Origin of the sequence: Pseudomonas sp. NBRC 111140 (assembly GCF_001320885.1) — a bacterium.
GTDB lineage: Bacteria > Pseudomonadota > Gammaproteobacteria > Pseudomonadales > Pseudomonadaceae > Aquipseudomonas > Aquipseudomonas putida_P.
Window position 1 is genome coordinate 1 of sequence record NZ_BCBQ01000122.1, and the last position, 14,652, is coordinate 14,652.

A 14,652-nucleotide genomic window follows, 5' to 3' on the forward strand; every position below is an offset into this window, starting at 1 on the left:
TTTTTTTTTCAAGCAGAAGACGGCATACGAGATCGGGACGGGTGACTGGAGTTCACGTGTGCTCTTCCGATCTCGGTCATTCTGCATCAGCGGCAGCGCGTCGATGTTGTTGGTGGTGACGATGTAGTGCGCGATGTTGCGAATCTCACGGGCTGCACGTCCCTTGCCCTCAAACTGGGTGTCCTCTTCACTGATCTGCGTCTTGAAATCTTCGTACCCGTCCGCCCGGTCCGAGCGCGCCAGCTCGTTGATGAAGATGATGCGCTTGTGCTCGATGGCGTCCATGAAGTTGGACTGCAACCGCTTGCCCGACACCCCAGCCACCAGTGGTTTGCCGAACACCCGCGACAGCAGGCGTTGCACAAGGTTCTTGCCCACCCCGCCGAACTGGCTATACATGAGGATGGCCACCGGGATCTTGGTGTCGGGGAACTGGTACAACGTGGCCAGCCAGTTAAGGAAGTACATGACGCCGATCTGGTCGCCGTCGCTGATCTGCATCAGGTGGTTGATGAATGGTGCCGCGTCATCCATGGTGGCGTTGTAGTCCGGTTCGGCCATGGTTTTCCTGAGCACATACCAGCGGTTGTACACCTCGGGGTTACCTTCGTGCTCTGGCACAGAGGTTGGCTCCATCACTACCGCACCCACCACGCGCCGGCTGTGGTCCGACCACTGCCACCAGACTGACCCGCTGGACGCCCGGTCCACCTCGGCGCCGGTGTCGTCAATGAATGAGACGCTGCCGTAGTGCTTGTCGCAGAACTGAATGAAACTGTCCTTGCCGTACTTGAGGCCGGTGTCTACGTGGTATGCAAGTGGTGCTGCGACACCGGCTAGCGTGACGAAATCATGGGAAATTTGCAGCAAGGTATGCCGAGACTCGTTATCTATCCGTGTGCCCTTGGCGGTGCTCTTCTTCCCATTGTCGGCGACCGCTGGTGGCTCTGCATTGCCGCAGTCCAGTTGGTCGACAGGCCTTTCGCGGATTTCCGTTGCGCCGGGACTGGCAGCCCGGTTTGCCGCGATCTTGGCGGTGAGGGCGTCAACAGCACGCTGCTGTGACATGTTGCCAAAGTCATGGGTAACGGCTGGAACAGGCGAGTCGGCCAGTGGTTCGTTGGCGGCGAGCTGGCGGATAAGTTCGTCCAGGCACAGGCGGCCACAGATGGCAGCGCTTGCGGCCCCGTCGCCATGTGATAAAGTAACATTCATCGTGATATACCCCCATCAGCCCCGGCAGGCTTCGACCCTTGCCGGGGTTTTCTTTTTTCAGGCTGGCTGTTCTTCGGCGTGCTTCTTCGGCGTGCCGCCGTAGTTCTTGGGCGCCTTGAGGCGTGGTTGCGACGACAGCCCATCAAGGAAGGCCTGCACATCGGCAGTCAGCCAGACGACGTGCATCGGCTTGCCATGCGAGCGCAGCCCGCCCAGCGCGACAGGGCGTGGGAAGTAGTCACGCTCCATCCAGCCGTTGAGGACGTAGTCGGTAATGCGAACCGGGGCGAGCGCCTGCCGGAGCTTGTAGAGCACTTCGTCACGGGTCATGACGAGACTGGGGGCGCGGTCAGGGTTGATGTTGACTTTGCGGGCGGCGGGCATGGTGTTGACCTCTATGCGTTGGGATACCTATTGGGATATTCCGTTGAGCGGCCAACATTGAAAGCACTGTTCTAGAGGGTCATGTGCTTTCCAGCCGCAGTTGCGATGGAAATCGAACATGACGCCGGGCTCCTTTTTGCGCGGTGTCCTGAGCATAGATCGCCGTTAGCGCCGTGCAAGCACAGTGCTATCACTTTGTGATTACTACATTCTCATGACTTGGCAGTTGATTCAGAGGCTGGCGGGTTCCCGTCGGAGCCGCCTTGCCAGCTCTTGAATCAGGAGCTTTCCCGCACCATCAGCTCGAAGCCCAGGTCCTGCTGTGCATGCGTCACCCGCTTGCCATCGAGCAACGCCAACAGCGCCTGCGCCGCGCCCCGACCAACGGCAGCCCGTGGTGTGCGAATCGAGGTCAGCCGCGGCACCATGTGCGCCGAAGCTGGCAGGTCGTTGAACCCCACCATCGCCACCTGGCGTGGCACCTCCACCCCTTGGCGCAAGGCCTGTAGCACCGCGCCCTGGGCCAAGTCGTCATTACAGAAGAAGATACCGTCGACATCCGGCGCCTGTTGCATCAGCTGACTGAACAGCGCGCTGCCCAAGGCAATCGATGAAGGCTCCGGCGCCAACACTTCCAGCTCGGCGGCCTGCAGGCCGGCTTCGGCCAACGCTTGGCGGAAGCCCTCGGCACGCTGCATCACCCGAGGGTCGAGCTGCGCAGCAATGAATCCCAGGCGCTTGCACCCACGCTCGATCAAGTGCCGGGCCGCAGCGCGCCCGGCCTGCTGCTGCGAGAAACCGACCGACAACGCGCCTGGATCACCGTTAAGCTCCATCATGTGCACGCACGGCACGCCGCTGGCAGCCAGCATCTGCCGTGCGGCATCGCTACGCTCGAAACCGGTCAGCAGCATGCCGCAGGGCTGGTACGCCAAGTAATTGCGGATCAGGTTCTCTTCTTCGGCAAGGTCGTAGTGATAGTTGCCGATCAGCACCTCGAGCCCACGCGGGCGCATGACCTCGTGGATGGCCTCCAGGGTGTCGATGAACAGCTGGTTTGACAGTGACGGGATCAACACCACCACCGACTGGCTGCGCGCCGAGGCCAGCGCCCGGGCCGCCGGGTTGGCCACATAGCCGAGGTTCGCTGCTGCGGCGACGACCTTTTCCACCAGTTCTGGCGCAACCGTGCTGACCCCGCGCAACGCGCGCGAAGCGGTAATCGGGGAAACCCCGGAAAGCCTGGCAACTTCAGCCAGGGTGGGACGACCTGTAGTGCGGGAGCCGATGCGGGACATGGATGTTGTAATTTTACTACTTGCAAGGATAGGGAACGGCCACTAAGGTAGCGCTGTCTCAGGACGCAGGCAATGTAATCTTTGGTAGCAGCCACCACGCGTGTGCCGCCAAGCGTCCATACTGCGTAAGGACAAGACCAATAACACCGGGGAGGTGGCTGCTCGTCAACAGCGAGACAGCGCTATCTCACCCCGCAGGAGGTACTGATGAATTCTCCCCTGTCCGCCATTGTGGTGATGGGCGTGGCCGGTTGCGGCAAGAGCTGCATCGGCGCCGCCATCGCTGCCAGAAGCGGCGGCCGCCTGATAGAAGGCGACGCTTTCCACCCTGCCGAAAACATCCGCAAGATGAGCGCTGGCATCCCGCTGGACGACAGCGATCGTGCCGGATGGCTGGTGCGCCTTGGCGAAGAGCTGCAAACCACCACCCTGGCGGGTGAGCGCCCGATCCTGACGTGCTCGGCACTCAAGCGCCGCTACCGCGACACCCTGCGCGATGCCATGCCTGGGCTGGTGTTCGTGTTCCTCGAACTGACGCCTGCCGAGGCCGAAAAACGCGTGCTGGCCCGCCCCGGGCACTTCATGCCGGCCAGCCTCATCGACAGCCAGTTCGCTGCCCTGGAGTCGCCACGCGGCGAGCCACTGACGCTGGCACTGGACGCCACCCAACCCATCGAAGCATTGGCCGAAGCGGTGGACCGCTGGCTAAAGCGCTGCGGTGAGCCGGGCCTGGCGCAGACCGCCTGACCCTGGCGGTTTTTCCGTCTCACCCAAGACAGCGCTACCTTGCCCCGTGAATGCGGGAAAAGATCCAAAAAGCTACGCCCAAAACAACGATAAGACCGAGGCCTTCACACCATGTTCGGACTGGCTACTGATACCTTCCTGCTGCTCGACGCGCTGGTTACCATCGTCGGGCTGATCCTGCTGATCACCCACTTCAAGGTCCACCCCTTCGTCGCCCTCACCCTCGCGGCCGGCTTCCTTGGCTTGACCTCCGGCATGCCCGTGGCCAAGGTCATGAAATCGTTCCAGGACGGCTTTGGCGGCGTGCTCGGCTTTGTCGGTATCGTGCTCGCCCTGGGCACCATGCTCGGCAAGCTGATGGCCGACTCCGGGGGCGCCGACCAGATCGCGCAAACCCTCATCCGCGCCTTCGGCAAGAAGAACGTGCATTGGGCGATGATGTTCGCCGCGTTCCTGGTGGGCATCCCGCTGTTCTTCGAAATCGGCTTCGTGCTGCTGATCCCACTGGTGTTCATCGTCGCCAGGCGCTCCGGGGTGTCGCTGGTGAAAATCGGCATTCCGCTACTGGCCGGCCTGTCGGTTGTGCACGGCCTGGTGCCGCCGCACCCAGGCCCATTGCTGGCGATCGGCATTTTCCACGCCGATATCGGCAAAACCATCTTCTATGGCCTGATCGTTGCGTTGCCCACCGCGATCATCGCCGGTCCGCTGTTCGGTAACTTCATTTCCCGCTACATACCGGGTAACCCGTCGCAGGAGCTGATGGACCAGATCGCCAAGGAGTCCGACCAGGGCAACCTGCCAAGCTTCAGCATCACCCTGATCACCGTACTGCTGCCGGTGGCGCTGATGTTGCTGAAAACCTTTGCCGACGTGGTGCTACCCGCCGAGCACATCGTGCGCCAGTGGATGGACCTGATCGGCCACCCGATCACCGCCCTGCTCGCCGCCCTGCTGCTGGCCTTCTATACCTTCGGCTCAGCCCGCGGTTTCAACCGCCAGCAGATCATGAAAATGCTCGACCAGAGCCTGGCACCGACCGCCGCCATCGTACTGATCGTAGGCGCTGGCGGTGGGTTCAAGCAGATGCTGGTGGACACCGGCGTGGGCAATGTAATCGGGCAAATGGCCGTGCAGGCAGAAATTTCACCGATCATGCTGGCTTGGCTGGTAGCCGCGGTGATCCGCATCGCCACAGGCTCCGCTACCGTCGCCACCATCACCGGTGCAGGTATCGTCGCACCGGTGATCGACCTGGTACCTGGGGTGAACCGTGAGCTGTTGGTACTGGCTACCGGTGCTGGCTCGCTGATTTTGTCGCATGTGAACGACGCCGGCTTCTGGCTGGTGAAGCAATACTTCAACATGACCGTGGCAGAAACCTTCAAGACCTGGAGCATGATGGAGACGATCCTGTCCATCGTCGGCATCATCTTCATCATGTTGCTGTCGCTGGTGGTGTAACCGTTGATCGGGGCCATGGCACTAGGATGCTTTGGGTAGGGCCGAAGGAAAACATGAGACCCACCCGAAGCAAAGGAGCCTGCCATGCCCCGTTCAAGCATCCTGCTGATTGCCCTGCTCGCCTCGCCATTGGCCCTGGCCGCCGGCACTGGCCCGACTTACCCCGACGACCCGCACAACCCGGCGCCACGGCCGGGCGTGGACAGCACCCTCAACCCGATCGAGAAACCCATGCCACGGGATACCGACCCGCGCATTCAGGGTAACGACCCGCAAAGCCCGCCGGCGAAGCAGAACGACAACCGCGACCTCCCGGGTATGGATGGGAGTGGTTCGGAGGGGACCGGTCATCAGGACGAGCACAGGTAACCCCTGATGACGCGGGCCGGTTGAAATCTGGGCCTTGCGCGGCCCTTTCGCCGCACAAGGCCGCTCTCACCAGTGCCTCGCATGGCCATGATTACCACTGACGCTTGTCAGGCCGGGTCAATCCCAGTTTCTCGATCCGGTAACGCAGCATGTCCCGCGACAGCCCAAGCATTCGTGCTGACTTGGTCACATTCCAGTCAGTGCGGTCCAGGGTCTTGCACACCAGGTCACGTTCCATGTCCGGCAGGCTGGTACCGGGCTCCGGCTCGTGTCGCGGCATTTCGAACATCACCGGCGCTGGCTGCTGCACCAATGGCTCGTCAATCAACGTCATGCACAGGTTCAGCTGATGCGCCTGCACCACCTCGTTCGGCGCCAGCAACACGGTCTGCTCCAGCATGTTGCGCAATTCGCGCACATTACCGGGCCAGCTGTAACCAAGCATCAAGCTTTCTGCTTCGGCAGAAAAACGCAGGTTCGGCTTGCCATACCGCCGGCCATGGTGGGCCAGAAAATGCCTTGCCAGTAACAGAATGTCCTGCCCACGGGCATACAGGCGCGGCACCTTCAGGGCGATGATACGCAGACGGAAGAACAGGTCGCGGCGAAACTTGCCCTGCTGCACCATCTGCTCCAGGTTGCAGTTGGTAGCGCTGATCACCCGCAGGTCGACCTTGCGCTCCTTCACTGCACCAATCCGTCGGATGCTTCGATCTTCCAGCAACTTGAGTAGCTTGGCCTGCAGCACCAGGTCCATCTCGCCGATCTCGTCAAGGAACAAGGTGCCGCCATCGGCAGCCTCTACCAGGCCCACCCGGCGCTCCTTGGCATCGGTGAACGCGCCCTTCTCGTGGCCGAACAGTTCAGCCTCCAGCAGGTTGGCAGGGATCGAGGCGCAATTGAACTCGATGAACGGCCCTTTGCTGCGCGAGCCGTCAAAATGCAGGGCACGGGCCACCAGCTCCTTGCCGGTGCCGGTCTCGCCTTCGACCAGCACTGGTGGCAGGTCGTCGCTGGCCATGCGCCGTTCGGCATCGAGCACCTGGCGCAGGGTGTGCTTGAGCGTGAGCATCACCGGCGACTCGCCAATCAGCGCCTGCAGCCCGGACTTCTGCGCCTCGCGTTCCTGGTAGAACGACAGCGTGCGCTCCATGCGCTCGGCGGCCAGGGCCTTGTCCAGGGTCAGCTTGAGCTCGGCCAGTACCACAGGCTTGGTCAGGTAATGGAACGCGCCCTCCTTCATCGCCTGCACGGCATCTTCGACATTGCCGTAGCCGGTCATCATGATCACTTTCAAGTCCGCCACCTGTGCCACCAGGGTACGCAGCAGGTCATGCCCGCTCATGCCCGGCAGCGAGTTGTCGGTCAGCACCGCATCGGGCTGGGCCCGCTTGATCTGCTCCAGCGCCAGCTCCGCGCTGTGGCAAACGGTAACCTCGTAGCCCTTGAGGCTGAGGTAGGTGCGAATGTTGTCGGCGAGGATTTCATCATCCTCGACTACCAGGATGCTGTGCTCCATGGTCCCCTCCCGCTGCGATATTGAATGTAAGGCTGACGCGGGTTCCTTCCTCTTCGCGGCTGCTCAGGCTGACCGAGCCGCCAAAACGTTCCATGATGCGCTTGACCAGGGCCAGGCCTACACCGAGGCCACCCTGCTTGGTGGTGAAGAACGGCTTGAACACCATCCGTTCCTGTTGTTGGCTCATGCCCTTGCCAGTGTCGGTGAGCACGAACTCGGCACGCTGGCCCTCCTGCACATTGACCTGCGCAGTCAGCATGCCACCCGCTGGCATGGCCTCCAGGGCATTGGAGAACAGGCTATTGAGAATCTGCGTGAGCTGTAGCGGCTGGCTGGCCACCCACTGCGCGTCAGGCCCTTCGAAATGGAACCGCACACCATTGCGCTCGATCTGCTGGACGAATGCCAGATGGGTATCCTCGATGGCCGCTACGAGGTCCACAGCCTCGGCCTCGTCGCTGACCGGGCGCAACGACACCAGCAGGTCACGCACCCAGCGCGACATGCGGTCCACCTGGCTGATGATGTCGGTGATGTTCTTCTGCGCTGCGGGGTTGGCGATTTCCTGGGCCAGTTCGGCGCTGGAACGGATATTGGCCAGCGGGTTGCGCAAGCTGTGGGCCACCGCCGAGGACATCTCGCCCAACGCCACGTAGGTTTCGCTGGCCACCAGCCGGTCTTGCTGCAGGTGCAGCATCTGCGCCGCTCGGCGCACGATCCAGAACAGCCCGAAATAGATCAGCGCCCCGCCCACCAGGGTCGAGGCCCAGATCAGCACATAGCCGCGCTGGATGCGCCGAATCAGGTCCTGCGGCTCCTTGTAGATTTCCACCATGGCCAGCACCTGCTCGCCCTGGCTGTCGAACAGCGGGATGTAGTTCTCGATAAACAGGTAGCGCGGTTCACGCTGAAACTTCTGCTCTTCGCGATCATCCTCGGCCTTGTGGTAGCTGGCCGACACGGCCTTGCGTGAGCGGAATGCACGGTCGAGGTCGCCATCGGCTTCTATCCGCTTGCCGATCAGCTCGACATTGGTGGACCAGACAATGGTGCGGTCGCGGGCATAGACATTGGCCAGCAAGGTGTCCGGTAGGTGCTCGACATGGTCAAGGAACTCGACCCGGGTCGCTTCGGCCAGCGCCGGGGTGAATTGCAGGTGCTGCAAGTCCAGGCGCGGGTCCAGCAACTCGCCCATGGTAGTACCCGGCGGTAGTTGCGAATGGCGCACCTCGGCTTGTGCCATGGCCTGAATGAACTGCGCGGTCAGCATGGCATCGCGTTGCACGCTGTCGCGCACCACGAAGCGCGTCGAAACGTAGCCCAGCCCACCCGCCACCGAGGCAATGATGAGCAGGCTGATGACCGAAAACCAGCGCAGCAGGTTGAATTCACGCAAAGGAACGGCCAGACCGCTGGCGGTCGCATTGGCCTTGTCGGGCGCTTCGTTTTCCAGCATCTGCATCGCGTGGTTCCCGCGCAGGGCGTCCGTTCAGAATTGCATCAAGGCCAATGACCGTAGTCACCGATTTGCAATCCACCTGGGCAGCCGCAGCTGCCATTTGTCGCGTGTTGCGCTCCACAGATCACGTAGCAAAAACTTGGCCAGCGAAATAAGAAATAATCTTTTACTTATATTTCAATAATTTACATTCGCTTTATTAACCAAAATGGAGAAAACTCTCCCCACATTTGGGTAATTTCCACCCAAAAAGCGTATTCTTTTATAAATCAATGAATTACCAGAATTTCTTAATGTAATTCAGAGCGTATTAGCCAAGCGAAAACTTAACGAAACCCGGGTGCCATGACCTTCGCTGCTGCTGAGTCGAACCGTTCCGCCGAAACGTTCCATGATGCGTTTCACCAGTACCAGCCCCACCCCCAGCCCACCCTGCTTGGTGGTGAAAAACGGCCGGAAGGCCATACGCTGCTGCGCTTCGTTCATGCCCTTGCCATTGTCGGACAAGCGCAGGGTCAGGCAGCGCCGGTTCTGGCGCACCACCTCGATACGCAGCCGCCCGCCCTGCTCCATCGACTCCAGGGCATTGGCAATCAGGCTGCTGAATACCTGACGCAGTAGCGCCGGGTGCCCCAACACCTGCACTGCCGGTAACGGTTGCACGTCCAGGCTGACCCCATCGCGTGCCAGCGGCACGGCGTAGGTTTGCAGGCTTTCCTGCAATGCCTGGGGCAAATCCACCGCCACCGCCTCGTCGTTCAACGGGCGCAGTGACTGCAGCATCTGGCGAATCCACTGCGACATACGATCGACCTGGTTGATGATGTCGTTGACCTGGCGTTGCGCCGGGCCTTCATCGAACGCCTGGGCCAGTTCGGCACTTGAGCGGATACTGGCCAACGGGTTGCGCAGGCTGTGGGCCACCGCCGAAGACACTTCGCCCAGTGCCACGTAGGTTTCGCTGCTGATCAGCCGTTTCTGCTGCACCGCCAGCAACTTTGCGGCGCGGTGCATGATGCCGTACAGGCCAACATAGACCAGCGCGGCGCCGACGGTGATCGCCAACCAGATCAGGATCAAGCCATGCTCGATGCGCACGATCAGGTCATGGGGCTCTTTGTATATCTCGACCATTGCCGTGACCTGTTCGCCATCGGCATCGAACAGCGGTATGTAGTTTTCGATGAACAGCTGCTCGGGGGGGGTAATGAACTTTTGCTCGGCGCGGGCCTGCTCGAAGTTGTGATAGCTGGCCGAGACCCGCATCTTGTACTCGAATGCCCGCTCCAGGTCGTCGTCGGCGTCGATCAGCTTGCCGATAAGGGCCGGGTTGCTGGACCAGATCACCGTGCGGTCCGGGGCGTAGATATTGGCCAGCAGCATATCGGGCAGGTGGGCGATATGGTCAAGGAATTCACCGCGCGCTTTGCGCCGGGCATCCGGGTCGACATCGGGCAAGTTGCTGCGGTCGGTGCGCGGGTCGAGCAGTTCGCCCATGGTGCGCACATTGGGGATAGACACATGGCGCACTTCGGCATCGGCGATGGAGGTGATGAACTGCGCGGTTAGCAATGCATCGCGCTCGACGCTCTCGTCGATGATGAAACGGCTTGAAATCAGCCCCAGCCCAGCGGCCACCGACAGGATGATGGCCAGGCTGACCCAGGCGTACCAGCGCAGCAAGTTGAACGGCTTGTGCGGGGCAGCAAGTTCGCTACCGGCGGGCACGTCAAGAGCGTCGGAACGAGGGGCGAGGTCCATGGTGGACTCCACTGCTGGGCACCTTCAGAAGGTTATAGCCCAGACTTGGGGAAACTATGGTATTAAATTAATAGCATCTGCCGAAGGGTAGTTGGGAGGTGCGTACTGTGCAGGCTAACTACAAAGGCGAATCAGCTGCCAACCCCTGCAACTTGCGGTATTCCCGCAGTACTGTGGGCACATAACGCCGTGTCTCGGCGAACGGCGGCACGGCCCCCCTTCGCAATACGGCATCCGGTCCGGCGTTGTAGGCCGCCACGGCCAAAGTGATGTCGTTGTCGAACAGCGTGAGCATCTGCTTGATGTAGCGTGCCCCGCCCTGCACGTTGTCTTCCGGGTCCAGGCGGTCTTCCACACCCATTTCTCGGGCGGTATCCGGCATCAATTGCATCAACCCCACCGCCCCCGCCCGCGATCGGGCCTTGGGGTTGTACCCGGACTCGGCCTTGATCAGTGCATGCAGCAGCGCCGGCGGCACATTGTGAATGCGCGCCGCCGTCGCCACCACCTCGGCGTAAGGGCGACCCGTGATCATCTGCGCATTGGCCGGCCCGCCCTGCGCCAGCGGCTCGGCGATTACCTTCTCATAGTGGCGCCCTGGTCGATGGACGTTAGTCAGTACATAGCCACCCTTGGCATCGATTGAGATGTACATATCGGCCTGGGCAGTACCTGCCGCCAGCCAGATCAAACCGAGGATGAGTCCACGCATGTCGGTCGCCTCTTCGTCGTGGCCCCCAATGTGGGGAAAATGCCCCGGAAAACCCGTGGACGATGACCACGACGCAAGCACTGTGCCGCTTCCTGTGCCGCATGGCGCAAGGCCCCGAGGCAGACGTGCACGGCTGTTGCATGGTGCCTGCCCACACGTGTCCCCATGCAGTGGAGGGCTTCACCATGCAGCGCAGAACCAACCCGCAACGTGGCTTCACCCTGCTTGAACTCCTGGTGGTACTGGTGGTGCTCGGCCTGCTGGCCGGCATTGTCGCGCCCAAATACTTCAGCCAACTGGGCCGCTCCGAAGCCAAAGTGGCGCGAGCGCAGATCGAGGGGCTGAGCAAAGCCCTGGACCTGTACCGTCTGGAGGTCGGCCACTACCCCAACAGTGAGCAAGGCTTGCAGGCACTGGTGGTTGCCCCCAGTGGCGAGACGCGCTGGACCGGCCCCTACCTGCAGAAGGCTGTGCCGCAAGACCCGTGGGGCCGCCCCTACATCTACCGGCAACCCGGCGAGAACGGCGGTGAGTACGACCTGCTGTCGATGGGCAAGGACGGCCAGCCGGGTGGCGATGGGGAAAACGCCGAAATCACCAGTTGGCAGTGAGGAGAACAACCATGCGCTACAGCCTCAAGGCCCTGGGCAGGCAGGGCGTGGTGCAGTTGCAGATCGACGCCGAAGACGCCGAGCAGGCTCGCCGCCAGGCCGAAGACCAGGGCCTGCGCGTGCTCAGCCTGCGCGGCAGCGGCGGCTCCTTGCGTGGTATGGCCTGGCGCCGCGAAGCGGCGTTTGACCTGGTGCTGTTCAGCCAGGAATTGTCGACCCTGCTCAATGCCGGCCTGCCGCTGATCGACGCACTGGAAAGCCTGGCAGAAAAGGCCCCTTCGCCTGCAACGCGCAAGGTGCTGGCCGAACTGGTACGCCAGTTGTACGAAGGCCGCTCGCTGTCCCAGGCCCTGGGCCAGCAACCCCGTGTATTCCCGCCGCTGTATGTAGCGCTGGTGCAGTCCAGCGAGCGCACCGGCGCGCTGGGTGACGCCCTCGCCCGCTACATCAGCTACCGCCAACGCCTGGACCTTGTGCGGCAGAAACTGGTCGGTGCCTCGGTCTACCCGTTGTTGCTGTTGCTGGTGGGAGGCGGCGTGGTGCTGTTCCTGCTCGGCTACGTGGTGCCGCGCTTCAGCCAGGTATTCGAAGGCATGGGCACCGAGCTGCCCTGGCTATCACGGGTGCTGATGCAGATCGGCCTGTTCCTGCATGCCCAGCAATTGCCCCTGGCGCTGGGCACCGTCGGCGGGGTCACGGCGCTTTGGCTGTTGCGGCGTCATCCGCGTGTACGGCATTGGGCCTCCTGCCAGTTACGGCGCCTGCCAGCACTGCACCAGCGTCTGATGATGTACGAGCTGGCGCGCTTCTATCGCTCGCTGGGCATACTGCTGCAAGGCGGTATTCCCATCCTCACCGCCATGGGGATGGCCCGCGGCCTGCTCGGCAGCGCAGCAGCGCAGGGCCTGGCGCAAGCCAGCCAGCGGGTGGGCGAAGGGCTGCCCCTGTCCGATGCACTGGAGGCCGGGCACCTGGTTACACCGGTATCGCTGCGCCTGTTGCGGGCCGGCGAGCAGTCGGGCAACCTGGGCGAGATGCTGGAACGCTGCGCCGACTTCCATGACCAGGAAATCGGCCGCTGGGTGGAATGGTTCGTCAAACTGTTCGAACCCCTGCTGATGACCTTCATCGGCTTGCTGATCGGCCTGATCGTGATCCTCATGTATATGCCGATCTTCGAGCTGGCCTCGAGCATTCACTGAAGCGCCAGGCCTAGGCTTTCGCGCAGTGTGGTGCCTTCATAAGCAGTGCGGTATACCCCGCGTTCTTGCAGCAAGGGCACTACTTCCTGGGTAAGCCGGCGGAACTGCCCTGGGTGGCCGATGTAGATGTTGAAGCCATCCAGCGCCCGCGCCTCGAACCATTCGGCCATCTTTGCCGCGACTGTTTCAGCCGAGCCGACGAAAGCGCCCGGGCGCAGCTTACGCCCGTACTCCACCGCCTGTCGCAGGCTAAAGCCCTGCTCCCGTGCCTGGTCGGCGATGCGCTTGGCGTTGGTGAAAAAGCTGCTGCGCGCCTGTTCCAGGCTTTCTTGTGGGAAGGGTGCGTCAAGGTCGTACTGGCTGAAGTCATGCCAACCAAAATTGCGCCCGAACTCCTTGAGGGCCAGTTCGAAGCTGTGATCCTGCTGGTGGTAATGACGCTCGATCTCGCGGGCGTGTTCGTCGGTGTCGCCCACGTAGACCTCGGCGCCGGGCAAAACCAGCAATTGCTCCGGGTCGCGGCCTAACCGCGCCGCACGGCCTTTCACATCGCGGTAAAACGCCTGCCCCTGCTCGATGCTGGCGGCATGGGTGAAGATGACATCCGCCGTGGCGGCCCCCAGCTCGCGGCCTTGCTGCGAGTCGCCGGCCTGGAAGATCACCGGCTGGCCTTGGGGTGAACGCTGGATATTCAAAGGCCCAACGACCGAGAAGTGCTCGCCCTTGTGGTTCAGCGCGTGCATACGGCCAGGGTCGAGAAACTGCCCGGTTGCGCGGTTGCGCGGGAACGCGCCGTCCTCATAGGACCGCCACAGGCCCTGCACCACCGCTACATGCTCCTGAGCCCGGGCGTAACGGGTGTCGTAGTCGTAATGCTCGTCTCGGCCATAGTTGCCAGCAGTGCCGGCGTCACCGCTGGTCACCACGTTCCAGCCGGCGCGGCCTTTGCTGATCAGGTCCAGCGAGGCCAGGCGGCGGGCGACGTTGAAGGGTTCGTTGTAGGAAGTGGTCAGGGTGCCGACCAGGCCGATATTGCGGGTGGTCACCGCCAGTGCCGAGAGCAGGGTCAGCGGCTCCAGGCGGTTGAGGTAGTGGGACGGTGAGCCGGGGGTGATGTACTGGCTGTCGACGATGAACATCAGGTCGAACAACGCCGCCTCGGCCTGGCGGGCGATATCGATGTACCAGTCGATATTGACGCTGGCATCGGCCGGAAGCTCCGGGTCCAGCCACAGGTTGTGCCGGCCGGGGCCGCCACAGCCCATGGTCAGGGCGCCGAGTTTGATTTTGCGGGTGGTCATGGTCATTCCTCGCAAGCGCAGGTGAAATCAATGCTCGAACGCTGGCGCGAACGAGGTATCGAACAGGCTCGCCGCCGGGTATCCCTTGATCAGCCCCAGCCCGGCAAAGAAGTCCACGGTTTTCTGCGCATCCACGATCACCTGCGGGTTCAGCGGTGCCACATCGGTGCGCGCACGGGCAAACCAGGCACGGGCAATATCGCGGTCGGCGCGGGTGCGCTTGGCCCAGGCATCGGCATAGGCTTCGGTATGCGCCGGGTCGCTCAAGGTCCAGTCACGGGCCTTTTTCAGGCGCTGGAGAAAATCGCTGATCTGCGCCCGCTTGGCCTCTACCGCCTTGGCGTTGGCCACCACGAAGCTCTGTGCCGGGATCAGCCCTTCGGCCGTGGCCAGCACCCGCGCCCCTTGGCGCTCCTGTTGGGTGACGTAAGGCTCCCAGGTGGCGATTACGTCCACCGAGCCACCATCCAGGGCATGCGAGGCGTCCAGGGCACTGAGGTAGCGCAGCTCCAGGGCATCACGCGGCACGGCAGCCTTGTCCAGCGCGCTGAACAGCAACTGCTGGCTCCACGAGCCCTTCCAGATCGCTGCGCGCTTGCCGCGCAAGTCT

General features: G+C 62.3%; 13 protein-coding genes. 5 read left to right on the forward strand and 8 right to left on the reverse strand.

Features of this window, described 5'->3' with window-relative positions; translation table 11 throughout:
- Positions 1-1,272: 1,272 nt before the first annotated feature.
- Complete coding sequence (locus APH42_RS26230) at positions 1,273-1,545, reverse strand: hypothetical protein (RefSeq protein WP_156352920.1); 273 nt, start codon at positions 1,543-1,545, stop codon at positions 1,273-1,275.
- A 332-nt stretch (positions 1,546-1,877) separates the two neighbouring features.
- A complete protein-coding gene (locus tag APH42_RS26235; RefSeq protein WP_060494565.1) occupies positions 1,878-2,897 on the reverse strand; it encodes a LacI family DNA-binding transcriptional regulator in 1,020 nt (339 codons plus the stop codon).
- Between the two features lie 207 nt (positions 2,898-3,104).
- Here APH42_RS26235 and APH42_RS26240 point away from each other — a divergent pair, with 207 nt between their 5' ends.
- The 3 genes from APH42_RS26240 (at position 3,105) to APH42_RS26250 (ending at position 5,477) form a co-directional block, all read left to right on the forward strand.
- Entirely contained in the window at positions 3,105-3,644 is a 540-nt protein-coding gene (locus tag APH42_RS26240; RefSeq protein ID WP_060494566.1) for a gluconokinase, read from the forward strand.
- 111 nt (positions 3,645-3,755) lie between these two features.
- Entirely contained in the window at positions 3,756-5,108 is a 1,353-nt protein-coding gene (locus tag APH42_RS26245) for a GntP family permease (protein WP_003253832.1), read from the forward strand.
- A gap of 84 nt (positions 5,109-5,192) precedes the next feature.
- Entirely contained in the window at positions 5,193-5,477 is a 285-nt protein-coding gene (locus APH42_RS26250) for a hypothetical protein (RefSeq protein WP_060494567.1), read from the forward strand.
- A gap of 91 nt (positions 5,478-5,568) precedes the next feature.
- On the opposite strand, the gene APH42_RS26255 is transcribed toward APH42_RS26250, so the two are convergent.
- The 4 genes from APH42_RS26255 to APH42_RS26270 form a co-directional block, all read right to left on the reverse strand.
- Complete coding sequence (locus APH42_RS26255; RefSeq protein ID WP_012272162.1) at positions 5,569-6,996, reverse strand: sigma-54 dependent transcriptional regulator; 1,428 nt, start codon at positions 6,994-6,996, stop codon at positions 5,569-5,571.
- Positions 6,965-8,458 carry a HAMP domain-containing sensor histidine kinase gene (locus APH42_RS26260; protein ID WP_012272161.1) on the reverse strand — a complete coding sequence of 498 codons (1,494 nt, stop codon included), beginning with the start codon at positions 8,456-8,458 and terminating at the stop codon, positions 6,965-6,967. The genes APH42_RS26255 and APH42_RS26260 overlap by 32 nt, the downstream gene beginning before the upstream one ends.
- A gap of 297 nt (positions 8,459-8,755) precedes the next feature.
- Positions 8,756-10,216, reverse strand: a complete 1,461-nt coding sequence (locus tag APH42_RS26265; RefSeq protein WP_012272160.1) for a HAMP domain-containing sensor histidine kinase — start codon at positions 10,214-10,216, stop codon at positions 8,756-8,758.
- Positions 10,217-10,334: 118 nt separating this feature from the next.
- Positions 10,335-10,928 carry a lytic transglycosylase domain-containing protein gene (locus APH42_RS26270; protein WP_060494568.1) on the reverse strand — a complete coding sequence of 198 codons (594 nt, stop codon included), beginning with the start codon at positions 10,926-10,928 and terminating at the stop codon, positions 10,335-10,337.
- A gap of 185 nt (positions 10,929-11,113) precedes the next feature.
- Between APH42_RS26270 and gspG the strand changes: the two genes are divergently transcribed.
- Positions 11,114-11,539: a type II secretion system major pseudopilin GspG gene (gene gspG, locus APH42_RS26275; RefSeq protein ID WP_012272158.1), complete on the forward strand. Its 426-nt coding sequence runs from the start codon at positions 11,114-11,116 to the stop codon at positions 11,537-11,539.
- 11 nt (positions 11,540-11,550) lie between these two features.
- Positions 11,551-12,741, forward strand: coding sequence for a type II secretion system F family protein (locus tag APH42_RS26280; RefSeq protein ID WP_012272157.1), 1,191 nt, complete (start codon positions 11,551-11,553; stop codon positions 12,739-12,741).
- On the opposite strand, the gene APH42_RS26285 is transcribed toward APH42_RS26280, so the two are convergent.
- Positions 12,735-14,042, reverse strand: coding sequence for an LLM class flavin-dependent oxidoreductase (locus tag APH42_RS26285; RefSeq protein ID WP_060494569.1), 1,308 nt, complete (start codon positions 14,040-14,042; stop codon positions 12,735-12,737). The two genes, APH42_RS26280 and APH42_RS26285, sit on opposite strands and share 7 nt — an antisense overlap.
- Positions 14,043-14,069: 27 nt before the next feature.
- Positions 14,070-14,652: ABC transporter substrate-binding protein (locus APH42_RS26290; protein WP_177336879.1), on the reverse strand; the 583-nt coding region annotated here is incomplete at its 5' end.